The sequence below is a fragment of the Burkholderia metallica genome, from assembly GCF_001718555.1.
GTDB lineage: Bacteria > Pseudomonadota > Gammaproteobacteria > Burkholderiales > Burkholderiaceae > Burkholderia > Burkholderia metallica.
Genome location: NZ_CP013401.1, coordinates 399,557 through 422,272 on the forward strand (window position 1 = coordinate 399,557; position 22,716 = coordinate 422,272).

Sequence of the window (22,716 nt, forward strand, 5' to 3'; positions counted from 1 at the left end):
TAATTGCTCCGATAGTGCGGGAAAACCCTTAACTATCAAACACTTCGAAGGGATTTTCATCTCCGGGCCTTGTAAATGGCGACTCCATTCGAGCAAACTAGCGGCGGAATGGAAAGTCGTGACGGAAAATCCAACTCAGAAGTGGGGCGTGTGATGCGAGACAAGGAAGAGAAACGCGTCGACAGCGGCCGCCGTACCTGGCTGATTGCGACATCCGTAGCAGGTGGCGTGGGAGGCGTAGCCACCGTCATACCTTTCGCGGCGTCGCTTGCGCCGTCCGCGAAAGCGAAAGCGGCCGGTGCACCGGTCGAAGTGGACATCAGCGGGCTGAAGCCCGGTGAAATGGTGACCGTGCCGTGGCGCGGCAAGCCGGTGTGGATCCTGAACCGCACCGACGCGATGCTGGCCGATGTGGTCAAGGCCGACAAGGAAGTGGCCGACCCCACCACCGAAAAGCCCTACACGATGCCGTTGCCCGCGTATTGCGCGAACGAATATCGCTCGCGGGCCGATCGCAAGAACATCCTCGTCGTGATGGCCGTGTGCACGCACCTCGGCTGCACGCCAAGCCAACGCTTCACGCCGGGTCCGCAGCCGAACCTGCCGGACGACTGGCCGGGCGGTTTCCTCTGCCCGTGTCACGGTTCGACCTACGACCTCGCCGGCCGTGTGTTCAAGAACAAGCCGGCGCCTCAGAATCTCGACATCCCGCCCTACATGTTCACGTCGGCAACGACCCTCGTGATCGGCAAGGACGAGAAAGGAGAAGCGTGATGGCCGACAACAAGGAAGTCTCCACGACAGGTCTCACCGGCTGGATCGATCAACGCTTCCCGCTCACGTCCACCTGGAAGAAGCACGTTTCCGAGTACTACGCGCCGAAGAACTTCAATTTCTGGTACTTCTTCGGCTCCCTCGCGCTGCTGGTGCTGGTCAACCAGATCGTCACGGGCATCTTCCTGACGATGAACTACAAGCCCGACTCGACGCTCGCGTTCGCGTCGGTCGAGTACATCATGCGCGAGGTGCCGTGGGGCTGGCTGATCCGCTACATGCACTCCACGGGCGCGTCGATGTTCTTCGTCGTCGTCTACCTGCACATGTTCCGCGGGCTGCTGTACGGGTCGTATCGCAAGCCGCGCGAACTCGTGTGGATCTTCGGCTGCGCGATCTTCCTGTGCCTGATGGCCGAGGCGTTCTTCGGCTACCTGCTGCCGTGGGGCCAGATGTCGTTCTGGGGCGCGCAGGTGATCGTGAACCTGTTCTCGGCGATCCCGTTCGTCGGCCCGGACCTGTCGTTGTGGATTCGCGGCGACTACGTCGTGTCGGACGTCACGCTGAACCGCTTCTTCGCGTTCCACGTGATCGCGATTCCGCTCGTGCTGGTCGGCCTCGTGGTCGCGCACCTCGTCGCGCTTCACGAGGTGGGGTCGAACAACCCGGACGGCATCGAGATCAAGGCGAAGAAGGACGAGAACGGCATTCCGCTCGACGGCATCCCGTTCCATCCGTACTACTCGGTGCACGATTTCCTCGGCGTGTGCGTGTTCCTGATGGTGTTCGCGCTGATCGTGTTCTTCTCGCCGGAGATGGGCGGCTACTTCCTCGAGGCGAACAACTTCGTCCCGGCGAACCCGCTGCAGACGCCGCCCGAGATCGCGCCGGTCTGGTACTTCACCGCGTTCTACGCGATGCTGCGCGCGACCACCGATCCGTTCAAGATCGTGCTGATGATCGTGATCGCGCTGCTCGGCGTGCTCGCGCTGATCCGCGCGCGCGGCAAGTGGAAGGTCGGCCTGCCGGTGCTCGCCGCGGCGATCGTCGTGTTCATGTACCTGACGGAGTCGAAGTTCTGGGGCGTGGTCGTGATGGGCTCGGCGGTGATCACGCTGTTCTTCCTGCCATGGCTCGACCGCAGCCCGGTGAAGTCGATCCGCTACCGGCCGCTGTTCCACAAGGTGTTCCTCGGGATCTTCGTCGCGGCGTTCCTGACCCTCGCGTTCCTCGGCACGCGGCCGCCATCGCCTGCCGCGACGCTGATCGCGCAGTGCTGCGCGCTGATCTACTTCGCGTTCTTCCTCGGCATGCCCGTCTGGACGCCGCTTGGCACGTTCAAGCAGCCGCCGGAGCGGGTGCGCTTCAAGCCCCATTAACGTGAGCGAGGAGAGAACGACATGAAGAAACTGCTTTCGACACTCGCGCTGATCGGGGCGACGGCCTGTGCGCTGCTGGCGGCGCCGGCGGTTCGGGCGGAAGGTAATTTTCCGCTCGACCGGGCGCCCGATAACACGGAAAATCTCGTTTCGCTTCAGCACGGCGCGCAATTGTTTGTAAACTATTGCCTGAACTGCCACAGCGCGAACCTGATGCGCTACAACCGTCTGACGGATCTGGGCATATCCCAGAAGGAGATCGAAAAGAATCTCCTGTTCACGACCGACAAGGTCGGCAACACGATGTCCGTTGCGATGCGGCCCGAAGACGCGAAGAACTGGCTCGGCACCTCGCCGCCCGACCTGTCGGTCGAGGAGCGCGCTCGCGGCCGCGACTGGCTGTATACGTATCTGCGCAGTTTCTACCGCGACGATACGCGGCCGACCGGCTGGAACAACGCGGTGTTCGAGAACGTCGGCATGCCCCATGTACTGTGGCAGCTGCAGGGGCAGCGCACCGCCAAATTCGAAGACAAGACGGACGAGGAGACGGGCGAGAAGGTCCATACGCTCGTCGGCTTCCAGCAGGTCACACCGGGGACACTGTCCTCGGTGGATTATGATGCTGCGGTTGCCGACCTGGTGGCGTACATGACCTGGATGTCCGAGCCGGCTCAGCAGACCCGCAAACGCCTCGGCGTGTGGGTGCTGATCTTTCTCGGTGTCCTGACTTTCCTGGCCTGGCGGCTCAATGCCGCGTACTGGAAAGATATCAAGTAATCACGCCTGACCGGCGTGGGGCCGGCGCAAGGTGGAACCCGCAACGGGTTCGCCGCGTGCCGGCCCTCGGCTTTTTTGAGGAAAACGCAAACATGATGGTTCTGTATTCCGGCACAACTTGCCCGTTCTCCCAGCGTTGCCGGCTGGTGCTGTTCGAGAAGGGCATGGACTTCGAAATCCGTGACGTCGATCTGTTCAACAAGCCGGAAGACATTTCGGTGATGAACCCGTACGGTCAGGTGCCGATCCTGGTCGAGCGCGACCTGATCCTGTACGAATCGAACATCATCAACGAGTACATCGACGAGCGCTTCCCGCATCCGCAACTGATGCCGGCCGACCCGGTGCAGCGCGCACGCGCGCGCCTGTTCCTGCTCAACTTCGAGAAGGAACTGTTCGTCCACGTCAGCACGCTCGAGAACGAGAAGGGCAAGGCGGCGGAGAAGAACCACGAGAAGGCACGCCTCGCGATCCGCGATCGCCTGACGCAGCTCGCGCCGATCTTCGTGAAGAACAAGTACATGCTCGGCGAGGAATTCTCGATGCTCGACGTCGCGATCGCGCCGCTGCTGTGGCGTCTGGATCACTACGGCATCGAACTGTCGAAGAACGCTGCGCCGCTGATGAAGTACGCCGAGCGGATCTTCAGCCGTCCGGCCTATATCGAAGCACTGACGCCGTCCGAAAAGGTCATGCGTCGTTGATGGTGCAATGAGTGCATGACGGAGCGGGCGGCGTGGCGTGCCGCGCCCCCGCTCTGGTTCGAGGATTGTGATGCAAGAGATTTCAACGAAGCCTTATCTGCTGCGCGCGTTGTACGAGTGGTGCACCGATAACGGTTACACGCCGCATATCGCGGTGAGGGTCGACAACTCGACGCGCGTGCCGCGTCAGTTCGTGCGTGACGGCGAGATCGTGCTCAACATCAGCTTCGAGGCGACGAGCCAGTTGCAGATGGGTAACGAGTGGATCGAATTCACGGCCCGGTTCTCCGGGAAGGCGCACAAGATCGAGATTCCGGTGGCCAACGTGCTCGCGATCTATGCGCGCGAGAACGGGCAGGGCATGGCGTTCCAGGTCGATGCGGTTGCGGGTGAGGGCGCCGATTCGGGTGCGTTCGACGAAGATGCGGCGCAGGCGGATGATGCGCCGCGCGACGAATCGCCTGCTGCATTGACGCCGGTGGCCGACAGCGGCGCGAACGAGGAGCCGTCCGAAGGCGCCGACGAACCGCCGAAAACCGACGGCGATGGCGACGGTTCGAAAGGTGGCAGCAGACCTCGCCTCAAGATCGTGAAATGAGGTAGAATCTCGCGCTACGCCGGCTTAGCTCATCTGGTAGAGCAGTTGATTTGTAATCATCAGGTGGCGGGTTCGAGTCCTGCAGCCGGCACCAAATTGAACGAAGGGTCGGGAGGTTTTCCTCCCGGCCCTTTGTCTTTGGGCGCCCAGCATGGGCGTACTCCTGCGAGTGAAAGTCTCGCCATGAGTTGATCACAGCGAATGAGGCAAAGCGCAACTGCGTGAGGGTGACTGAGCGCGGGGCGTAAGTTGTGAGCCGATGGACAAGAATCGGATAGAAGGCGCTGCCGAGCAGGGCGAACGGGAAAAGAACCGCTAAGCTCTCGTGATTCGGGCGAAGTGGCGTAAATCCGGCGGGCCAGAGCGTAATCGTGTCTCCCGGACCGGACGCAAACACCTTCACATCTGCCTGAACAACCCCGCATACGCACGACTAACCGGCAGCATCTCCCGCTGCCCGCGCACGCGAATCCGCAACCTTCCCAGCAGATCGCGCTCGACACGATCGATCGCTGCGTACGCAACGATCACGCCGCGATGCACCTGCGCGAACCGCTCCGGATCGAGCCGCTGCATCAGCTCCTTCAGCGGCGTGCGAATCACGAGCCGTTCACCGGCCGTGACGATTTCCGTGTACTTCTCCGACGCCTGGAAATACAGCACGTCGTCGACCGACACGAGCCGCGTCGCGTCCTTCACGCCAACCGTCAGCCAGCGGATCGGTGCCGCCTCTCTCGCTTGAGCCGCCTGCGCGAGCGCATCGGCCGGCGCGGGCGCCGGCCCGCCACGCTGAAGCCTCGCGATACAGCGCAGTAGCCGCTCGTCCGTTACCGGCTTCAGCAGGTAGTCGACCGCGGCCCGATCGAACGCGTCGACCGCATAATCGTCGTAGGCCGTGACGAACACGACATGTACGTCGGGCGCCAGCGCAGCGAGCTTCAACCCGTCGATGCCGGGCATCCGGATGTCGAGAAACGCGATGTCCGGGCGCGGCGACGCGTTCAGCGCGGTCAGTGTTTCGACGCCGTTGCGCGGCATCGCGACGATCTCCAGTTCAGGCCAGAGCTGCCGTAGCCGCTGCGCGAGTGACGCGGACAGGTTCGGTTCATCGTCGGCAATGAGAGCAGTCGGCATGTCAGTCGATCGGAATCAGCAGGGTTGCGGTCACACCATGCGCGGCGGCGGCGTTCGTTTCGACAGCGACGCGGCCGCGCTCGCCGTGCAGGGTCCGGATACGCGCCGCGACGTTGGCGAGACCCACGCCCCCATGCAGGCGCGTGTCTCCTTTGCCGAGGCCGACGCCCGTATCGATCACGTTCAGTTCGAGGCTGTCGCCGCGCATCCTGCCGCGAATCACGATCACGCCGCCGTCGATCGATGGTTCGATGCCGTGCAGCAGCGCATTCTCGACGAGCGGTTGCAGCAGCAGCGGCGAGAACGGCAGCGCGTGCAGATCCGTCGGCACGTCGATCGCATACGAAAGCCGCTCGCCGAGCCGGATCGACGCGATCTTCAGCAACGCGTCGACGAGCTCGAGTTCTTCGCCGAGCGTCGACGTCGCATCGCGCGTGCGTCGCAGGCTTGCACGCAGGTAGCGATTCAGGCTGTCGAGCATCGTCGACGCGCGAGCCGGATCGCGCTCGATCAGGCTCTGCACGTTCGCGAGCGTATTGAACAGGAAGTGCGGCTCGATCTGCGCCTGCAGCAGCGCCAGACGAGCGGCCGTCTCGGCCTGGCGCGCTTCGGCGGCTTCGCGGCGCTCGGTCTCGAGCGTCGCACGCATGCGCATGGACTGCAGGAACAGCGACACGCACACGAACAGGATCGCCGAGATGAGAAACGACGGCCCGTAGCTGTCCCACGTGCCGATGCGGGCGCGTCCGAACACGTGCGGCACGTTTGCGCCGACGATCGTCGCCGAGATCTCGAAGCCGATGAGCACGCTGGCCGGTGCGATCACGATGGCTTTCAGCGCGAGCCCCGGCTTGCGCGGCAACAGCCGGTCGGCGGCATGGCTGAACAGCAGCGCGCAGAAACCGATCGCGTTGGAGACGACGAGGTAGGACAGCAGCGGTTCCTGGAAATGGAGCGCCCAGAAACCCAGGCCGACGACCGAGTTGAAGCACGCGAACGCGAGCAGTGCGGCCGGATCGCGCAACAGCCGCGGCGAGATGCCGGCGGGTGACGGTGGAATCGGCGAAGGGTCGGACGTGGCTCGCATGGTGTCGAGTGAGGGTATAGGCGCGCGATGCACCGATGGCCTGACCTTACTGTTGGTCGGGGCGACTGCGTGCGCGCTGCGACGAACCGCACGCGGGCTCGACGAAGCGCTTCGGCTGCCGACGGTTGGCCGGTTTCCGTCACGAGTGTAGTGGAAGGGGCTGCGGATGGACACGGGGCATTGCAGGTTGCGCGTCGAGCGCGACGCGCCGAGCGGCCGGGTGCAGGCGGCTCTTTCGGTTCAGCAATCGCCGGCCGCCGGGCCCATGGGTGCATCGGTCTTCCCGATCCGCCGAGCGATCGTCGCCTCGACGCGCAACTCGTCCGCGAATTCGGGCGTCCCGTCGCAAGTCGTGCCGCCTGCCGGGACCAAGCAATAAGGTGTTGCCGTATCCACACCGATCAGGCTCCCCGACCATGTCCGCGATCTTTCACCTGAAGCCTTACGTCTACGTCATGTTCTGCGTGCTGCTCTATGTCGGCATCAAGCGCTGTTTCCCGCGCGAGGTGCCGGCGGCACGACCGCTGATCTCGCCGGTCGCGTTCGGGATGCTCGGCATCGTCAGCCTGAACGGACGCTTTCCGCATGCGGGTGTCGACGCGAATGCGATCGCGCTGGCGGCCGTCCTGGGCGGCGCGACGCTGGGCTGGCTGCACGCGGGCCGGTGGCGGCTCGAATATCGTCCGGCCTCGTCGGGCCTGCGTGTGCGCCTGCCCGGCGACGCGAGCCTGCTCGTCACGCTGATGCTGACGTTCGTCGCCGAAACCGGCATCCATTACGCGGTTGCCGTGCACGCGCCGTGGGCGGCGACGAGCGGCTTCGTGATGCTGTCGTTCGCGGTATGGGGCGTGCTCGTCGGGATGACGCTCGGGCGCGCGATGAACGTGGTCGTGCGCTGCATGCGCCATGCGAGCGGATCGGGGCATGGGGGGCCGTATTCGGTCGATCCGCGATGAAGGGGGCGCAACAGCCGGCGAACGGGGCAACTGACGGCCCGGCACGCGATGCGGTTCGTCTTCGTCTTCGTCAATCGTAAGGGTACTAAACCGAAACCGCGTGTAACGAGCGCTATTTCGCACCCCGTTTTCCTGTCACGGTCACGTCACGGTGCGCTCATAACGTTGCACGTTCCCGTCGCGGCGGCACTGCCGGACCGGGAACGTGCGCCACCCGCTCGCGACGACGTGCCCGCGTCGCGGACGGGGGCCGACCGGGATCTCGCTCCCGGCCGCGCGGCGGTCACGCATCGCGCCATTTCATTCAAAAATACGATCGACGACGGTTCGAACCGGATCGCGGACGATCAGGAGACAGAGCATGCTCAGTCCGCATGAATTCTCGATGCTGTTGCGCATCGCGCGTGCGCCGGACAGCGTCGATCCGTCGAATCCCGCCTTCGCCGTGCTGGTCGAGAAGCGGCTGGTCGACGATACGCAGGTGCGCCTGAACGCCGTGGCTGCGCGCCCGGCGCTGACGCCAATCGGCGAGATGCTACTGGCGCGCTTCGATGAAGCGGCCTGAAGGGGCGCGTCACGCCTTCATCGAGACGAAGGACGTGACGCGTTGAAGCGCCGGGTGGCTTACTGCGCGACCGGCACGGTCACGTCGCTGCCGAACCAGTGCATCGAGATCTTCTTCAGCGTGCCGTCCTTGCGCAGCGAATCGAGCGCGTCGTTGATCGCCTTCTCGAACTTCGGATTGCCCTTGCGGAACGGGATCGCCATTTCCTGCTTGCCGCCGTTCAGCACTGCACCCGCACGCAGCGGCAGGTTCGACGTCTTGATCATGTACGGCAGCATCAGGCGATCGTCGAGCGTCGCCTCGATCCGGCCCGCGGCGAGGTCGCGCAGCTTTTCCGGCGCGCCCGGATACGTCTGCACCTCGATGCCCGGCACGGTGCGCGCCATCTGGTCGTAGTTGGTGCCGAGCGTCACGCCGAGCTTCTTGCCCTTGAAATCGTCGAGCGACTTGAAGTTGCGCGTGTCGTCCTTGCGCTGGATCAGCTGCGCGGCCGAGTACGTGTACGGCTCGCTGAAGTCGAGCGCTTCCTTGCGCTGCGGCGTGATCGTGACCTGGTTGACGATCACGTCGAACTTGCCGGCCTGCAGGCCCGCGATGATGCCGCTCCATTCGGTCGGAATGAACTGCGTCTTCACGCCGAGCTTGCCGGCGACGGCGTTCGCGACGTCGACGTCGAAGCCCTCCAGCTGGCCGGACGTGCCGCGCGAGTTGAACGGCGGATACGTGCCTTCGAGACCGACGCGCAGCACGCCGGCTTTCTTCACGGAATCGAGCAGGTCTTCGGCATGCGCGGCGACGGCCGTGAAGCCGAGAGCCGACGCGAGCAGCAGGCCCGACAGCAGGAACTTCGAACGTTTCATCGCGGATCTCCAGAGTTCAGTATCGTGGTGTGAGCGCCGGGTATCGTTCGGACCCGGGGGCGGCCGGAATGCGGGCAGGTAGACACTACTCGCAACGGCGCCGCGCCGGAAGTCGAATTGGCCCTGATTGAAAGCGATTTCATTGGGGCGCTGCAGACGACAAACAGGAGGCGGGATCGTCACGCGCAGGCCGGGCCGGTCGGCGGCGCGCGACGGGCCCGGCCCGCACGGACTGGTTTCGATTGTCGAGAAAATGTTCTTTTAAATCAGATCATTTTTCAAAATTGCCCGGTAATTTATCTGTAAAATCGCGCGGAAGAAATCGAACACTGCGCCATCCGAGGGCGCGTCAGAAGAAGAAAAGGCCGTAGCCATGAACATGCAGAACACGATCGCCGCATTGCGCGGCGGCTTGCTTCAGCAGGATCGGTTGCTGAAGCTCGATACGCCATTGGGGGCCAACGTCCTGACCGTTCAGCGGGCAGTCGGCCGCTCGCGCATCGGCCGCGCGTACGAGTTCACGCTGGACGTGCTGTCGACCGACAGTGATGTGGAACTTAAAAAGCTGATCGCGCAGCCGGTTACGCTGTGGATCCAGCAAGGCGATCGCAGCTACCGGCCGATCAACGGATACGTCCATACCGCGCGCCGCCTCGGCGCCGACGGCGGCCTCACGACCTATCAGCTCACGTTCGCCGATTTCACCCATTTCCTGAAGTTCCGTCGCGACCAGCGTCTCTGGAACGACACGACCGTCGACCAGATCATCAGCGACGTATTGAACCAGCATCCGCAGGCGCAGGGCCATTTCCGCTTTGCGCTGTCGAAACCGCTGCCGAGCCGCTCGTACACGCGCCAGCACGACACCGACTGGCATTTCGTGCATCGGCTGATGGAGAGCGAAGGGCTCTACTGCACATGGCAGCAGGCCGACGACGGCAAGTCGCATACGCTCGTGATCACCGACAACCTGCAGGCGTTCGCGCCGCTGTCGCCGGAGACCGTGCGCTTCTATCGCGGCGGCGCGGCAAGCGAAGCCGACGCGTTCACGCAATGGTCGGGCACGCGCACGCTGCAGAGCGTCACGCGCACGACGCGCACGTTCGACTACAAGAACCCGTCGCAGCCGTCGAACCCGAAGGGCACGACGCTGCCGACGATGGCCGGTCAGGGCGAGTTGCCCGACCAGCTCGAAGTCTACGAGTACACCGGGGCGTACACGTATCTCGACCAGACGCGCGGCGATCACCTGACGAAGATCCGGATGGAGGAGTGGGAGTCGCACGCGAAGCGCTTCCATGGCGCGGGCGGCGTGCGCGCGATCGATGCCGGCCGGCGCTTCACGCTGTCGGACCATCCCGAACACGATCGCGATCCGGCCGACCAGCGCGAATTCGCGGCGATCGGCGTCGAATGGTGGATCGAGAACAACCTGCCCGCCGCGAGCAGCAGCGCCGACTTTCCGTACAGCCTGCGCGAAGCGTTGACGCAGGCTCAGGACGGTTACGGCGCCGACCCGGCGTTTCGCGTGCCGCACGACGACGGCTCGGTCGGCTTCTATCTCGTCGAGGTCGAGGCGCAGCGCGTGAGCGTGCCTTATCGCAGCCCGTTCGAGCACGAGAAGCCGAAGATGCACCTCGAGACGGCGATCGTCGTCGGGCCGCAGGGCGAGGAAGTCTATACCGACGAGTTGAACCGGATCCGCGTGCAGTTCGTGTGGGACCGCCTGAACCCGGGCAACGAGAATGCGTCGTGCTGGGTGCGTGTCGTGCAGTCGGATACGGGCGGCGGCTACGGCGGCGTACACGTGCCGCGTATCGGCGAGGAAGTGCTGATCGACTACGTTGGCGGCGACTGCGACCGGCCGCTCGCGGTCGGGCGCGTGTACAACGGCGCGAACCAGCCGCAGTGGCATAGCGACGGGATTCTGTCGGGCTATCGATCGAAAGAGTACTCGGGCGGCGGCTACAACCAGCTCGTGATGGACGACGCGACCGGGCAGAACCGCGTGCAGCTGATGAGCAGCAGCGCGAACAGCCTGCTGCATCTCGGCTACATCATCGACCAGAACGGCAATGCGCGCGGGTCGTATCTCGGCAGCGGCTTCGACTTGCGCTCCGATGCGTACGGCGCGGTGCGGGCGAGCCAGGGCCTGTACGTGACGACTCATCCGAAGTCGCCGAACAGTCAGCCGCTCGACGTGAAGGAAGCGCAGCAGCAGCTCGTGACGGGCGAGAGCCTTGTCGAGGCGATGTCGGGCGTGAGCGAGCAGCATCAGGCGGAAAGCCTGAAGGATGCGCAGGACACGATGCGTGCGTTCACCGACGCGACGCAGGATAGCAAGTCGGGCAGTGCATCCGGCGGGCGCACGGGAGGCGGCGGCACCGGTAACGCGAACGCGTTCAAGGAGCCGGTGATGCTGTTCGGCAGCCCGTCGGGAATCGGGATGTCGACGCAGCAGTCGGTGCACATGGTCGCGAACGATCACGTGAACATCGCGAGCGGGCAGAGCGTGCATGTCGCGGCAGGCAAGTCGCTGATCGGCAGCATCGGGCAGAAGCTGAGTCTGTTCGTGCAGAACGCGGGGATGAAGCTGTTCGCGGGGAAGGGCAAGGTCGAGATCCAGGCGCAGTCGGACAACGTCGAGGTGACCGCGCAGAAGGCGGTGAAGGTGGTGTCGGCAACCGACCGGATCGAGATCGCGGCCGATCAGGGGATTCTGCTGACGAGCGGCGGCGGGTATATCCGCATTCAAGACGGCAACATCGAGATTCATGCGCCGGGTGCGATCGACGTGAAGGGCGCGTCGCATACGTTCGCGGGACCGGCGAGCATGGGGTATCCGTTGCCGAGTCCGCGGCCGGATCAGCCGGGGCAGCTCGAACTGTTTCACAAGTACGTGAACGGCGAGGCGGTGAAGGGCGGGCTGTTCACGGTGAAGGACGTGAACGGCGCCGTGCTGAAGAAGGGCGCGCTCGACAACAACGGTTATACGGTCGTGAGCGGACTGCCGCCGGGCGCGGTACGCGTCGAGTTCGGGAAGGATCCGCGCGAGTCGGATCAGCCGGCGAATTATTTCAAGCACGCGAAGTGGCCGGCAGAGCCGGTGGGGTCGTCGCCGGAGGCTGCGCAGGCCGCGGCGACCGGGCAGCTCGCGAGCCAGTTGCAGGGGATGGCGCCTGCGGCGACGACCGCGGCGATGGGGCTCGTGAGCGGCGGCAGCGCGGGCGCTGCGCTCGGCGGGCTTGCGAGTTCCGCGTTGCCGGCGGCCGCGAGTGCGCTGGGCGGCGCAGGTGTGGCGTCGGCGTTGCAGACGGCGTCGAGCCTGAGCGGCGCGGCGAAGCAGGTTGCCGGGATGGTGCAGGCTGCCCGCCAGGGCGGACTCGCGGCGCTGGCCGCGCCGGCTGCGAACATGGCGTCCGGTGCGGTGCAGAGCGCGCTGCCGGGCGTCGCGGGGATTGCCGGCAAGGGCGCGACGACGGTGGCGTCGGCTGCGGGCGGCATGAAGCTGCCGACGAGCGGGTTTGGCGGCCCGCTGAAATCCTGAGAGGGCGGCGCGTCAGCCGTCTTGAAGAAAACGAATTGAACGAACCACGACATGGCACAACAACTTCCACCGGGCGCCGAGAAGGAACAGGCCGTTACCTGGCTCAGCGATGTTTCCGCGAAGGACGTCGCCGCGGTCGGCAACCGCTTCGATGCATGGTTGCGGCGGATCAGCGGCAACCACATCACGTTCGAGGATGTGAAGACGTTTGCCGGCGCGGTGCCGATCGTCGGCAACATCATGGCGATGGTCGATGCGCTCGGCGATATCGCCGAAATCATCGAGAAGCGCGGCGGTCAGGTGCTCGACTACATGAGCCTCGCGATCAACCTGCTCGGCATCATTCCGATTCCGCCGACGCTCGCGCCGTTCCGGATGTCGGCGCGCCCGCTGCTCGCACTCGTTCGTCATGAACTGCTGGCGACGCGCAACAATCTCGGCGCGGCGATCATCTCCGTGCTGGTTACGCACATCAACGCGACCTGCGCGACCGAGATCGAGGATTTTCTCAACAAGCTGAAGGCCGGCCTCGTCGAACTGCTCAACGGATGCGCGTCGAAAGCCGAGGAGATCATGCTCGCGCTGGCGACCGGCATGGACAAGGCGCTGCACGGGCAGCTCTTCGATGCCAACGCCAATCTGAAACGCCAGCAAGCGCTCGCGAAGAAGATGGCGGACGACCGGCCGTGGTACAGCCCGAGTCGCGTGGGCGACGGCATCCAGTTCGCTTACGAGGGCACCAAGGCGCTCGGCAAGAAGGTCGTCAACAAGACCGCGGGCACCGTCGCGTCGTTGGCGCCCGATGCGTGGCTCGAGCCGTTTCGCAGCACGGTGGCGTTCCTTCGAACCGAAGCGCCGAAGATCGCGACGTCGATCCGCTCGCTCGCCGGCAGCGAAGAAGGCAAGATGATGTGGCTGGTGTTGCAGCTCATCGAGGCGGTGGGACGCGTCAAGGCACGCGCGAAGCTTCATGAGCAGAGTACCGATGTGAAGGCCAGCGGAAAGAGCCAGGCGAAGAAGACGCGCGAACAGGAAGGGCTGGAGAAAACCAACGGGCAGGCGCCGGCGGAAGGGCCGGGGAAGAGCGCGTGCAAGGCGTGCGGGCTCGGGGCGTCGCCGGCATCGATCGATTTCGCGTTCGGCGACGAAACGTTCTCGCATGTGGACTTCGACCTGCCCGGTGCGCTACCGCTCGTTTGGGAGCGTACCTATCGTTCCCGGCTGTCTGCGTATGACGACGGCGAACTCGGTGCGCGATGGATTACGCCCTATACGACGCGTATCGACGTCAGGAGCGGCCAGTGGATCTATCGCGACGCGGAGGGGCGCAGCATCGACTATCCCGCCCTCGCGGCGGGCGCGGTGCACGACGACCTGTCGGAGAACCTGACGCTGTCGCGACTCGACGATACGTGGGTGACGATCGCATACGGCCACGCCGAGCTGCACGTGTACGAGCGCCGCGGCGACGCATTCCGGCTTGCGATGCAGAAGGATCGGGCCGGCAACACGATCACGCTGGACTACGATGCGCTTGATCGTCTTGCACGCCTGATCGACGCGAACGGCAATGTGCTTGCGTTCGAGCACGACCGGCATGGCCGAATCGTACAGATCGAGCACGTGCTGAAGGGCGGCGAGCGCCGCACGCTGGCGAGCTACGAATACGATGCGAACGGCGATCTGGTGCGTGCGATCGATCGTCACGGCAACGCCCGGACCTATCAGTATCACCGTCACCTGGTGACGCGCTATACGGATCGCACCGGCCGCGGAATGACGCTCGAATGGGACGGCCCGGACGCCGACGACAATGCGGATGCGAAGTGCGTTCGCGAATATGCGGACGACGGCAGCCTCGACATCCGGCTCGCATGGAATCCGAACATCCGCCTGACTTACGTGACGGACGCGCTGGGCCGGATGACGCGGTACTACTTCAACATCCACGGCTACGTGTACCGGATCGTGTATCCGGACGGCAATCAGGAGTGGTTCCGGCGCGATGCGCATCACAATCTGGTGCTGCATATCCGTCAGGACGGCAGCATCGAGCGCCGGGAATACGATGCGCGCGGCAATCTCGTTCGGCATGAACGGGCGGACGGCAGCGTTGTCGAGATGGCGTACGACGACAAGGATCAGATGGTTCGGCTCGTCGATCCGAACGGGCATGTGTGGCAGCGCAAGTACGACGACGCGGGCAACCTCGTCGAGGAAATCGATCCGCTCGAGCATTCGACGAAGTACGAATACAACGACCACGGGTTGCCGACGCAGATTACCGATGCGAAGGGCGGCTCGAAGACGCTCGAATACAACGACGCAGGGCAGATCGCAAGCTACACGGATTGCTCCGGGAAAAAGACCGAGTGGCGCTACGACGATACGGGCCGCGTGATCGAGACAAAAGACGCGGCCGGCGGCGTGGTTGCGTATCGCTACGGCCTGAACGGGCAGCTGACCGAGGTGCGCTCGGCGGCCGGTGTCGAGCAGGTGCAATACGATGCCGAAGGCAGGTTGTTGCAACATACCGATCAACTCAATCGCTCGACGCGTTACGGCTACGACGCCGTTGGTCGCATCGCGAGCCGCGCGGACGCGCTGGGCCAGACGATCGCGTATCGCTACGATCGCCTCGGCCGGCTGGCTGCGCTGACCGATGCCAACTTTGCGACGTACCAGTTCCACTACGATCCGGCCGGGCGGCTGATCGAGGAAGTCGGCTTCGACGGCAAGTCGACGCGCTATCGATACGATCCGGACAGCGGCAGCCTTGTTTCGGTCGATGAGGCAGGTTGCGTGACGTCGGTCGACGTCGATGCGAACGGACGGCTGCTGAAGCGGGTCGCGGGGGAGAGCGAGGAACGATTTGCGTACGACCCGAGCGGCCGGTTGATCGACGCGGTGAATCGGTACAGCCGCGTGCAATTCTTCTTCGATCCGGTCGGCAATCTGGTGCGAGAACATCACGCATACGATCTGTTCGGCGAGCGACGCAGCTATGTGTGGCATCACGAATACGACGAACTTGGCAATCGGCGACGGACGGTGCGGCCGGACGGGCATGCGGTCGACTGGTTGATGTACGGCTCGGGGCATGTGCACGGGATGCTGCTCGATGGCGAGGAGCGTGTGCAGTTCGAGCGCGATGACCTTCATCGCGAGACGGTGCGCGTGCTGTCGAGCAAGCTCGGGCAGCGCACGCACTACGATCCGGCCGGACGCGTGTTGCAGCAGACGATCCAGCGATCGACATCGCCCGCGCCGCTTGCCGAGCGGAGGTATCGCTATGACGCGGCGGGGCAGTTGTCACGAATCGAGGATAGCCGCAAGGGCGGGACTGACTATCGGTACGATCCGGTCGGGCGGTTGATCGAGGCGGTTAGTCCCATCGCGAAGGAGCGGTTTGCATTCGATCCGGCGAGCAACATCGTCGATCCGGTACGGACGACGGAGACGCCGGCATCGCGTCCGAGCCCGGTGCGGCCGGAAAGCACGTTGCCGGTTGAGGTGCCGAAGGTGCTGGGCAACCTGCTGAAGGCATATGCGGGGATGCATTTCGAGTACGACGCACGCGGGAATCTGGTGCGCAAGCGTACGCCGGCGGGGGAGCAGGAATACGAGTGGGACGAGTTCAATCGGTTGCTGTCGGCACGGGTTGCGGAGACGTCGCGGCAAAGCCAGGCGCGGTATTTCTATGACGCGTTCGGTCGCCGGATCGCGAAGGAGGTGAACGGCGAGCGGACGGTGTTCGGGTGGGATGGCGATACGCTGGCGTATGAGAGCGACGGGGAGCGCGGCACGCACTATATCTACGAGCCGGGGAAGTTCGTGCCGCTGGCGCAGTATGTGGCGGCACCGGTAGAGGGAGTCGCCACGCCGGAGTGGAAGAGTACCGATCGCTATGTGCCGGAGGAAGATCCGCTGCAGAAGGTGCCGGAACGGCGGGGTGGCGCGAAGCTGTTCTATTACCACTGTGATCAGATCGGCACGCCGCAACTGCTGACCGATGACGACGGTGATGTAGTGTGGGAAGCGGCGTACAAGGCGTGGGGGGAAGCGCGGGAGGTGATCGCGCGAGTGTCGAAGGCGACGGGGATCGTGGCGAGGAATTCGCTGCGGTTTCAGGGGCAGCAGGTTGATGAGGAGTCGGGGCTGCACTATAACCGGCACCGGTACTATGATCCGAGTAGCGGACGGTTCGTCAGCAAGGACCCGATCGGGCTCGCTGGCGGGATCAACGTTTATCAGTACGCGCCTAACCCGGTGGGCTGGGTCGACCCGCTGGGACTTTCGAAAAAGTGTCCGAAATGCTTGCCGAGCTGCAACGATGTTGCGTCTCAGGGACCGAAGGATGCTACCGAGATGGCGCAAGAACTTTCGGGCCAGATAAATCAGAACTCGGTGACCTTTTCCACGCCGACGACGCAAGGCCATATTGATCTACAAGGAGCGTCGCACTTCGACAAGGCGACGGATACCGATATTCCTACTCCTCATGTACAGACTCGAACTATCAACATCGGGCCGAACGGTCAAATAACGACGTCGAAGAAGACGGAGATTGTGAGGGCGGCCACGAAGCAAGACGTCCGTGTCGCGAGAGAGTTGGCAAGACGGAAAGGATTGTGCAAATGAAGGATTTAATCGACCAATTGCAGATTTGGTACGCATCTCAGTGTGACGATGTATGGGAGCATTCGTTTGGCATTGAGATTGCCAATATCGACAACCCGGGATGGAAGGTCAGGATAACGGGCGCATCGGCCAAAAAGCCGCTGGACATTAAGACTGAACGCACGGACGATGATTGGGTAAGAGTGACGGCGACCGAAATCCAGTTCATGGCATATGGCGGGCCGCGCAATTTGCAGGAGATACTGGCACTTGCCGTTGACTGGCTGAACTGAAAAAATGAAGGGCCGCTGAAGCGACACTTCATTCATTCAATGCAGTTGGATGGCGCGGTGATCGGCTGCGGCTCGGTAAATTGGGCCCGCAGGCCTATCCTGCACTGGATCGAAATGGTTCAACGTTGAACCTTGGTTTGCCCCAGCCGCCAAAATCGGTCAACGTGCACTTACTCGTTTCTCCCCAGATCGGTGAGAAACGCAGCGGCGGCCGTCAGGATGGGGGCGGCTAGAAAAGCCCCCTTGCCACCTCGCGGCGCGCGTCGTCGTGGAGGTGCATTTGCTGAATTCCGGCGATCGCGTGTTGCAGCCAGGTATCGGCAATGACGCGATGTTCGTCGTTCGTGTCGACCGAGGTCGACGCCGACAATTGCTGAATTGCGACGTTGCGCTGCGCCACGCGTGCGCGACGCACATGCTGGAGAACGGAGCGGACGTACGGTTCATCCAGGCGCTGCTGGGCCACGCGGACCTGAATAGCACGCAGATCTATACGCAGGTGGCGATCGGCAAGCTCAAGCAAGTGCACGCGGCCACGCATCCGGCGAGGCTGGGGCAGGATGTGGCGGCGTTGCTGACCGTGTTGGCCGACGAGGACGACGACGCAGCCCCTTGATGGTTGTATCGAATCGAGCCGCAGTATCAACAACTGCAAAAAACCGCGTCTAGGGGAATAATGCGTACCGACTTGGGATAGGATGATGCGAAGCCTTACTGGATAAGGGATTGCGGGCTGTGTAAAGGAGGATGCGCGTCTAGGGGGCTGTTTATAACCGGCATCGGTACTACGATCCGCAGAGCGGTCGGTTCGTATCGAAGGATCCGATTGGGTTGACGGGTGGCTTAAACGTCTATCAGTACGCGCAAAATCCGGTAGGATGGATTGATCCACTTGGGTTGAAATGCCAATCCGGTCTTTCGTCTCGCGCTGCTCGTCGCGAAGCCATGCGTCAAGCGGGAATCCCAACGAGCCAGCAACCTATCAGCCAGTCACGAAATGCATCTGGTCGTGAGTACAGGTACGAAGTTCCTCAAGTCGGAGGCGGCGTTGTGCAAGCGACGGTGCAACAACAAACAATGGATGTGAGCCACCAAGACGAGCCGCATTGGGAGGCAGGCAAGGTAAAGGTCGATCCGATTACGGGTGAAACTAGAATAAACGACTACGGTAGACCTAAGATCGCTAATCCGAAAGGCAAGCGTACTACCGGGGGTGTGATGAGTGATCCCGACACTTCCCAGCGCAAGAGGGAACTTCTTTACAGAAGGGCAAACGGAAAGAAAATCCTGGATGGTTACCTTCGCAAGGTGGCCGCGCTGTTTCCCACGGCCGGTCAAGAAGATCTAGTATCGTTGGAGGCGACCGACGCCGTATTGTCTGAATTTGGCGAACATAGGCTGACTCTCCGTTCCCGGAGAAGGCGAATTTCTCCCTTGGCGATACGACTGGTTCTGTCGATGATAAGCAAGACATACCATGACGGATTCTATGTTCTCATCGACGAGGATTGGAGATATTGTGGCGCACTTCGTGTCAATGATCCGCGCTCTATCAATCGGTCATTTTTGTTCGGTGAAGCGATACTTGATGATCTCGTTTTCATCTCTCCAGGGATGGAGAGGGCAATCAGTCTTGATTTCTTCGAGATGAACGGCGCGACCCTAATCGACATTGTTGAATGGCGCCGATAGTGCTGACTGCGTTATAACCGGCACCGGTACTATGATCCCAGTAGTGGACGGTTCGTCTCGCAAGACCCGATCGGGCTGGTGGGCGGCATCAATGTCTATCAATACGCGCCCAATCCGGTGCAGTGGATTGATCCGCTTGGGCTGATTAAGCTTGGGTATGACAAGAGTGCGGGTACTTGGAGTACACCGAACGGTTTGAGCTACGGTCAAGGTTCTAAGCAAGGGAATCGGATTAAGCATGTTTTGGAGCACGAGTCCCCGAATTCAAACAAGCCAACTCACTCCGTATTCTGTGCGTGCAAGAAGGGCGGTTCGCTAGACTTGGTGGATGAAGCTTGGGCGAATCGTGGGCAGCCTCTGGCTAATGATCCTGGTGCTTATGTCGTTCCGATGGGCAGGGCTATCGGTACTGCAGGAGAGACAAACATCAAGATCATTACTCGCCCTGGAACCAATGAGGTTATTACGGCATACCCAGTGCATTGAAGGAATAGATATGATCTGCCCACGGTGTGAGCAAGATGAGATTGTTGAGGCAAGAATCAAAGCGATCGACCGCTTGATCTACATCTGCCCAGAGTGTGACGCGACATGGCTGTCGAGCGATGAAGTCAGCCCTAGCAACTTCGTTGATTACGGAACCTATATGAAATCAATCGGACTGTCCCAATTATGGGATGAGTTGGAGATAATTAAGAGAGTTTGACGAAAAGGGGCCGCTCTGAACTGCACCCCAAAAGTTGGACACCTATCCGACTTTTGGGGTGTTTTACATGACGAAGTACAACGAGCAGTTCAGACAACGCATCGTTGACGAGTATCTTGCCGGTGGAATTGGCACTAAGTCGCTGGCGGCCCGGCACGGCGTGGGACGCACGGTAATCCAGCGCTGGGTAGCAAGCTACCGGGAGCATGGCGGCGCAGGATTGCGCAAGAAGCACACTTGCTACGACGCCGAGTTCAAGCTGTCGGTACTGCAGCGCATGTGGCGAGACGAGTTGTCGTACGGGCAGGTATCGGCCTTGTTCGACATTCGCGGTGCGGGCTGCGTCGCCGGCTGGGAGCGCCTGTATCATGAGGGCGGTATTGATGCACTGTCCCCTCGCCGACGAGGGCGCCCCCGAAAGATGGCCACTTCACTTCCGCCTAAACCCACCGAACCTGGCACACCAGATGAACGCACGCGCGAGGAATTGCTCAAGGAAAACGAGTATCTGTGTGCGGAGGTAGCCTACCTAAAAAAGCTCGATGCGCTGCTGGCCAAGAAGCAGGCAGCGCAAAAGAAAAAGCGCAATAGTGTGCGAGCTTAGGCAACACCATCCGGTAGCGGCACTGCTGAAGGCGGCCGGGTTGGCGCGTAGCACGTTCTATTGTGCGCGTGCTGTCGAGCGAAGTCGGGCAGCGCACGACCTACGATCCGGCGGGGCGCGTGTTGCAGCAGACGGTTCAGCGGTCGACGTCGGCTGCGCCTTTGGTCGAGCGTCGGTATCGCTACGACGCGGCGGGGCAGTTGTCGCGCATCGAGGACAGCCGCAAGGGTGGGACGGACTATCGCTACGATCCGGTCGGCCGGTTGATCGAGGCGATCAGTCCGGTCGCGAAGGAGCGGTTTGCGTTCGATCCGGCGAGCAACATCGTCGATCCGGTGCGGGCGAGCGAGGTGCCGGCGTCGCGGCCGAGCCCGGTGAGGGCGGAGAGCACGCTGCCGGTCGACGTGCCGAAGGTGCTGGGCAACCTGTTGAAGTCCTATGCGGGGATGCACTTCGAGTACGACGCGCGCGGGAACCTGGTGCGCAAACGCACGCAGGCGGGCGAGCAGGAATACGAGTGGGACGAATTCAATCGCCTGCGGTTGGCGCGGGTCGCCGAGGCGTCGCGGCAGAGCCAGTCGCGGTATTTCTACGACGCGTTCGGCCGCCGGATCGCGAAGGAGGTGAACGGCGAGCGCACGGTGTTCGGGTGGGACGGCGACGCGTTGGCGTATGAAAGCGATGGGGAGAGGGGCACGCACTATATCTACGAGCCGGGCACGTTCGTGCCGCTGGCGCAGTACGTGGCCGAGCCGGTCGAGGGGATCGAGACGCCGGAGTGGAAGAGTACCGACCGGTATGTGCCGGAGGAAGACCCGCTGCAGAAGGTGCCGGAACGGCGGGCTGGCGCGAAGCTGTTCTATTACCACTGTGACCAGATCGGCACGCCGCAGCTTCTCACGGACGACTATGGGGATGTGGTGTGGGAGGCGTCGTACAAGGCTTGGGGGGAAGCGCGGGAGGTGATTGCCCGGGCCTCGAAGGCGGCGGGGATCGTGGCGAGGAATTCGCTGCGGTTTCAGGGGCAGCAGGTTGATGAGGAGTCGGGGCTCGCTTATAACCGGCACCGGTATTACGATCCGAACAGCGGCCGCTTCATCAGCCAGGACCCGATCGGGCTCGCCGGTGGGCTGAACGTCCATCAATACGCGCCCAATCCTGTTCAGTGGCCCGATCCCACGGGGCTCACACGATGCTGTTGCCCGTCGTTGCTTATTTCGAAGAAGCACATGCTTCTGTCTTTGGCGGCCTTGTCCCTGTTTGCGAACAGTGCTTCGACGAATATATGAACAGGGCCGCGTGACCGGCTCGGCCCTGGCGGTACGCGTCGCAAGGTTTCCTCGATCTGGTCAGAGATTCGACATGAGCGGAACGAGGCAATCCCTATCGTGACAATGGTTCACTACCATTCACTTGCCGCTGCGTTTCAGGCGCACCCGGTCCGGATCGCGGACTGGGGATACATGCATTGCCGAGAGGCTGACCTCGCTGCGTCCGGCGTGGTGTTCTTCGATGATGTCGAGGATCCCGGATCCTGCCGGCGCGCTGCATTTACCGGGCGGGCTGGCAATCTGATCGTATTGACCATCGACGTTGCATCGATGCGAGACGTTGTGCTGTTCGCGTCCGACAGTCGCATCGACGCGAACCGGATGTGGCGCGACGCGCTGCCCGATGAATGCTCGGGTTGGATCGAAGCATTCGATATCGTGTATTTCGGGAAACCGACTTAGCGGGTTTGAATGCGCCGGAATTCGGCCTGTTGCATGGAGTGCGCGCAACGTCGATCAGGCACCGAAAAAATGGATGCCGGATTCGTTGCGAAGGTCGTGACCTGGACGTTCGAAGACGGCGCGCACATCGTCGGCCTCGCAGATCACGATCCCCATCCGGTAACCAGCAGATTGACCTGCGACGACAACTGTCCAATCGCGCTGCCGTGGAATTGGCATAATCACGCGCGGCCGCCGCGATCTTGCGGCAGTCGTGCTGCATTTACTTCGATACAACCGCAATACCCATGTCGACCACCCTCGCGACCGCCGTGTCGCTGAAACACATTCTTGAACGCCCGGGCGATTTCTCCGGTTGGCTCTACCTACCAGCGATGCCATGGACGCTCGACACGGAGGGTGCATTCTCCGAAGACACCAAAGACGCTGAAGATGAAGCAGTCCCCGCCATTGCCCGGCAGCCCGGCTGGCAAGTGACGCTGGACAGCGCGACGATCGAGGACATCGTGATCAACGCGCACGACCAGATTGATGAACCGACGCTCGCTCAGTTGTTCGACGCGTTCGTGTTCTACGTCGAAAACGATGCGTTCATCCTGTTCTGACGTCACGCAGAGAGCGCACCACAAACAAAAGAGGACCGCGGTCCTCTTTTCGTCGAGCGTTGCCCAAACAACCAACACC

The 22,716-nt window shown here is 62.6% G+C and carries 15 protein-coding genes, 1 tRNA gene and 5 pseudogenes; 18 read left to right on the forward strand and 3 right to left on the reverse strand.

The genetic code is table 11. The features are described 5' to 3' along the window. The first annotated feature begins 153 nt into the window (after nt 1-153). The 6 genes from petA (at nt 154) to WJ16_RS01865 (ending at nt 4,329) form a co-directional block, all read left to right on the forward strand. On the forward strand, nt 154-774 hold the full coding sequence (gene petA / locus WJ16_RS01840; protein WP_011350741.1) for a ubiquinol-cytochrome c reductase iron-sulfur subunit: 621 nt from the start codon (nt 154-156) through the stop codon (nt 772-774). Next, nucleotides 771-2,153 carry a cytochrome b gene (locus tag WJ16_RS01845; protein ID WP_107312395.1) on the forward strand — a complete coding sequence of 461 codons (1,383 nt, stop codon included), beginning with the start codon at nt 771-773 and terminating at the stop codon, nt 2,151-2,153. The genes petA and WJ16_RS01845 overlap by 4 nt, the downstream gene beginning before the upstream one ends. Before the next feature lie 21 nt (nt 2,154-2,174). Beyond that, the gene (locus WJ16_RS01850) at nt 2,175-2,933 is read left to right on the forward strand and encodes a cytochrome c1 (RefSeq protein ID WP_069255590.1); all 759 of its coding nucleotides are present in this window, start codon (nt 2,175-2,177) and stop codon (nt 2,931-2,933) included. 92 nt (nt 2,934-3,025) lie between these two features. Next, nucleotides 3,026-3,637 carry a glutathione S-transferase N-terminal domain-containing protein gene (locus tag WJ16_RS01855; protein WP_006400565.1) on the forward strand — a complete coding sequence of 204 codons (612 nt, stop codon included), beginning with the start codon at nt 3,026-3,028 and terminating at the stop codon, nt 3,635-3,637. A gap of 70 nt (nt 3,638-3,707) precedes the next feature. Further along, on the forward strand, nt 3,708-4,235 hold the full coding sequence (locus WJ16_RS01860) for a ClpXP protease specificity-enhancing factor (RefSeq protein ID WP_069255591.1): 528 nt from the start codon (nt 3,708-3,710) through the stop codon (nt 4,233-4,235). Between the two features lie 18 nt (nt 4,236-4,253). After that, nucleotides 4,254-4,329: transfer RNA gene (locus tag WJ16_RS01865), tRNA-Thr, on the forward strand. Between the two features lie 305 nt (nt 4,330-4,634). On the opposite strand, the gene WJ16_RS01870 is transcribed toward WJ16_RS01865, so the two are convergent. After that, nucleotides 4,635-5,369 (reverse strand): LytR/AlgR family response regulator transcription factor, encoded by a 735-nt coding sequence (locus WJ16_RS01870; protein ID WP_069255592.1) that lies wholly within the window; start codon nt 5,367-5,369, stop codon nt 4,635-4,637. 1 nt (nt 5,370) lies between these two features. After that, nucleotides 5,371-6,393, reverse strand: coding sequence for a sensor histidine kinase (locus WJ16_RS01875; RefSeq protein WP_244133035.1), 1,023 nt, complete (start codon nt 6,391-6,393; stop codon nt 5,371-5,373). A gap of 479 nt (nt 6,394-6,872) precedes the next feature. Between WJ16_RS01875 and WJ16_RS01880 the strand changes: the two genes are divergently transcribed. Next, complete coding sequence (locus WJ16_RS01880; RefSeq protein ID WP_069255593.1) at nt 6,873-7,412, forward strand: hypothetical protein; 540 nt, start codon at nt 6,873-6,875, stop codon at nt 7,410-7,412. A gap of 361 nt (nt 7,413-7,773) precedes the next feature. Then, nucleotides 7,774-7,977, forward strand: a complete 204-nt coding sequence (locus WJ16_RS01885) for a hypothetical protein (protein ID WP_069255594.1) — start codon at nt 7,774-7,776, stop codon at nt 7,975-7,977. 59 nt (nt 7,978-8,036) lie between these two features. Here WJ16_RS01885 and WJ16_RS01890 read toward each other — a convergent pair whose 3' ends face one another. Next, nucleotides 8,037-8,837, reverse strand: coding sequence for a transporter substrate-binding domain-containing protein (locus WJ16_RS01890; protein WP_069255595.1), 801 nt, complete (start codon nt 8,835-8,837; stop codon nt 8,037-8,039). Nucleotides 8,838-9,210: 373 nt separating this feature from the next. Between WJ16_RS01890 and WJ16_RS01895 the strand changes: the two genes are divergently transcribed. The 10 genes and pseudogenes from WJ16_RS01895 to WJ16_RS01930 all read left to right on the forward strand — a co-directional run bounded on the left by WJ16_RS01895 (nt 9,211) and on the right by WJ16_RS01930 (nt 22,637). Continuing rightward, complete coding sequence (locus WJ16_RS01895) at nt 9,211-12,384, forward strand: type VI secretion system Vgr family protein (RefSeq protein ID WP_069255596.1); 3,174 nt, start codon at nt 9,211-9,213, stop codon at nt 12,382-12,384. 51 nt (nt 12,385-12,435) lie between these two features. Continuing rightward, nucleotides 12,436-17,025, forward strand: coding sequence for an RHS repeat-associated core domain-containing protein (locus tag WJ16_RS01900; protein WP_236858171.1), 4,590 nt, complete (start codon nt 12,436-12,438; stop codon nt 17,023-17,025). Next, a complete protein-coding gene (locus tag WJ16_RS01905) occupies nt 17,022-17,297 on the forward strand; it encodes an immunity 53 family protein (RefSeq protein WP_069255597.1) in 276 nt (91 codons plus the stop codon). The genes WJ16_RS01900 and WJ16_RS01905 overlap by 4 nt, the downstream gene beginning before the upstream one ends. Before the next feature lie 391 nt (nt 17,298-17,688). Next, a pseudogene (locus WJ16_RS35480) lies at nt 17,689-17,913 on the forward strand (tyrosine-type recombinase/integrase); the annotation flags it as partial. Nucleotides 17,914-18,056: 143 nt separating this feature from the next. Beyond that, a pseudogene (locus WJ16_RS35895) lies at nt 18,057-18,197 on the forward strand (RHS repeat-associated core domain-containing protein); the annotation flags it as partial. Between the two features lie 798 nt (nt 18,198-18,995). Beyond that, nucleotides 18,996-19,475: pseudogene (locus WJ16_RS32700) on the forward strand (RHS repeat-associated core domain-containing protein); the annotation flags it as partial. Nucleotides 19,476-19,762: 287 nt separating this feature from the next. Beyond that, nucleotides 19,763-20,360, forward strand: a pseudogene (locus WJ16_RS01920) (transposase); the annotation flags it as partial. Further along, nucleotides 20,353-21,495: pseudogene (locus WJ16_RS01925) on the forward strand (RHS repeat-associated core domain-containing protein); the annotation flags it as partial. The pseudogenes WJ16_RS01920 and WJ16_RS01925, both read left to right, overlap by 8 nt. A gap of 192 nt (nt 21,496-21,687) precedes the next feature. After that, complete coding sequence (locus WJ16_RS34590) at nt 21,688-22,032, forward strand: hypothetical protein (RefSeq protein WP_157126707.1); 345 nt, start codon at nt 21,688-21,690, stop codon at nt 22,030-22,032. A 287-nt stretch (nt 22,033-22,319) separates the two neighbouring features. Then, nucleotides 22,320-22,637, forward strand: a complete 318-nt coding sequence (locus WJ16_RS01930; protein ID WP_069255600.1) for a DUF7716 domain-containing protein — start codon at nt 22,320-22,322, stop codon at nt 22,635-22,637. The last annotated feature ends 79 nt before the right edge of the window (nt 22,638-22,716 follow it).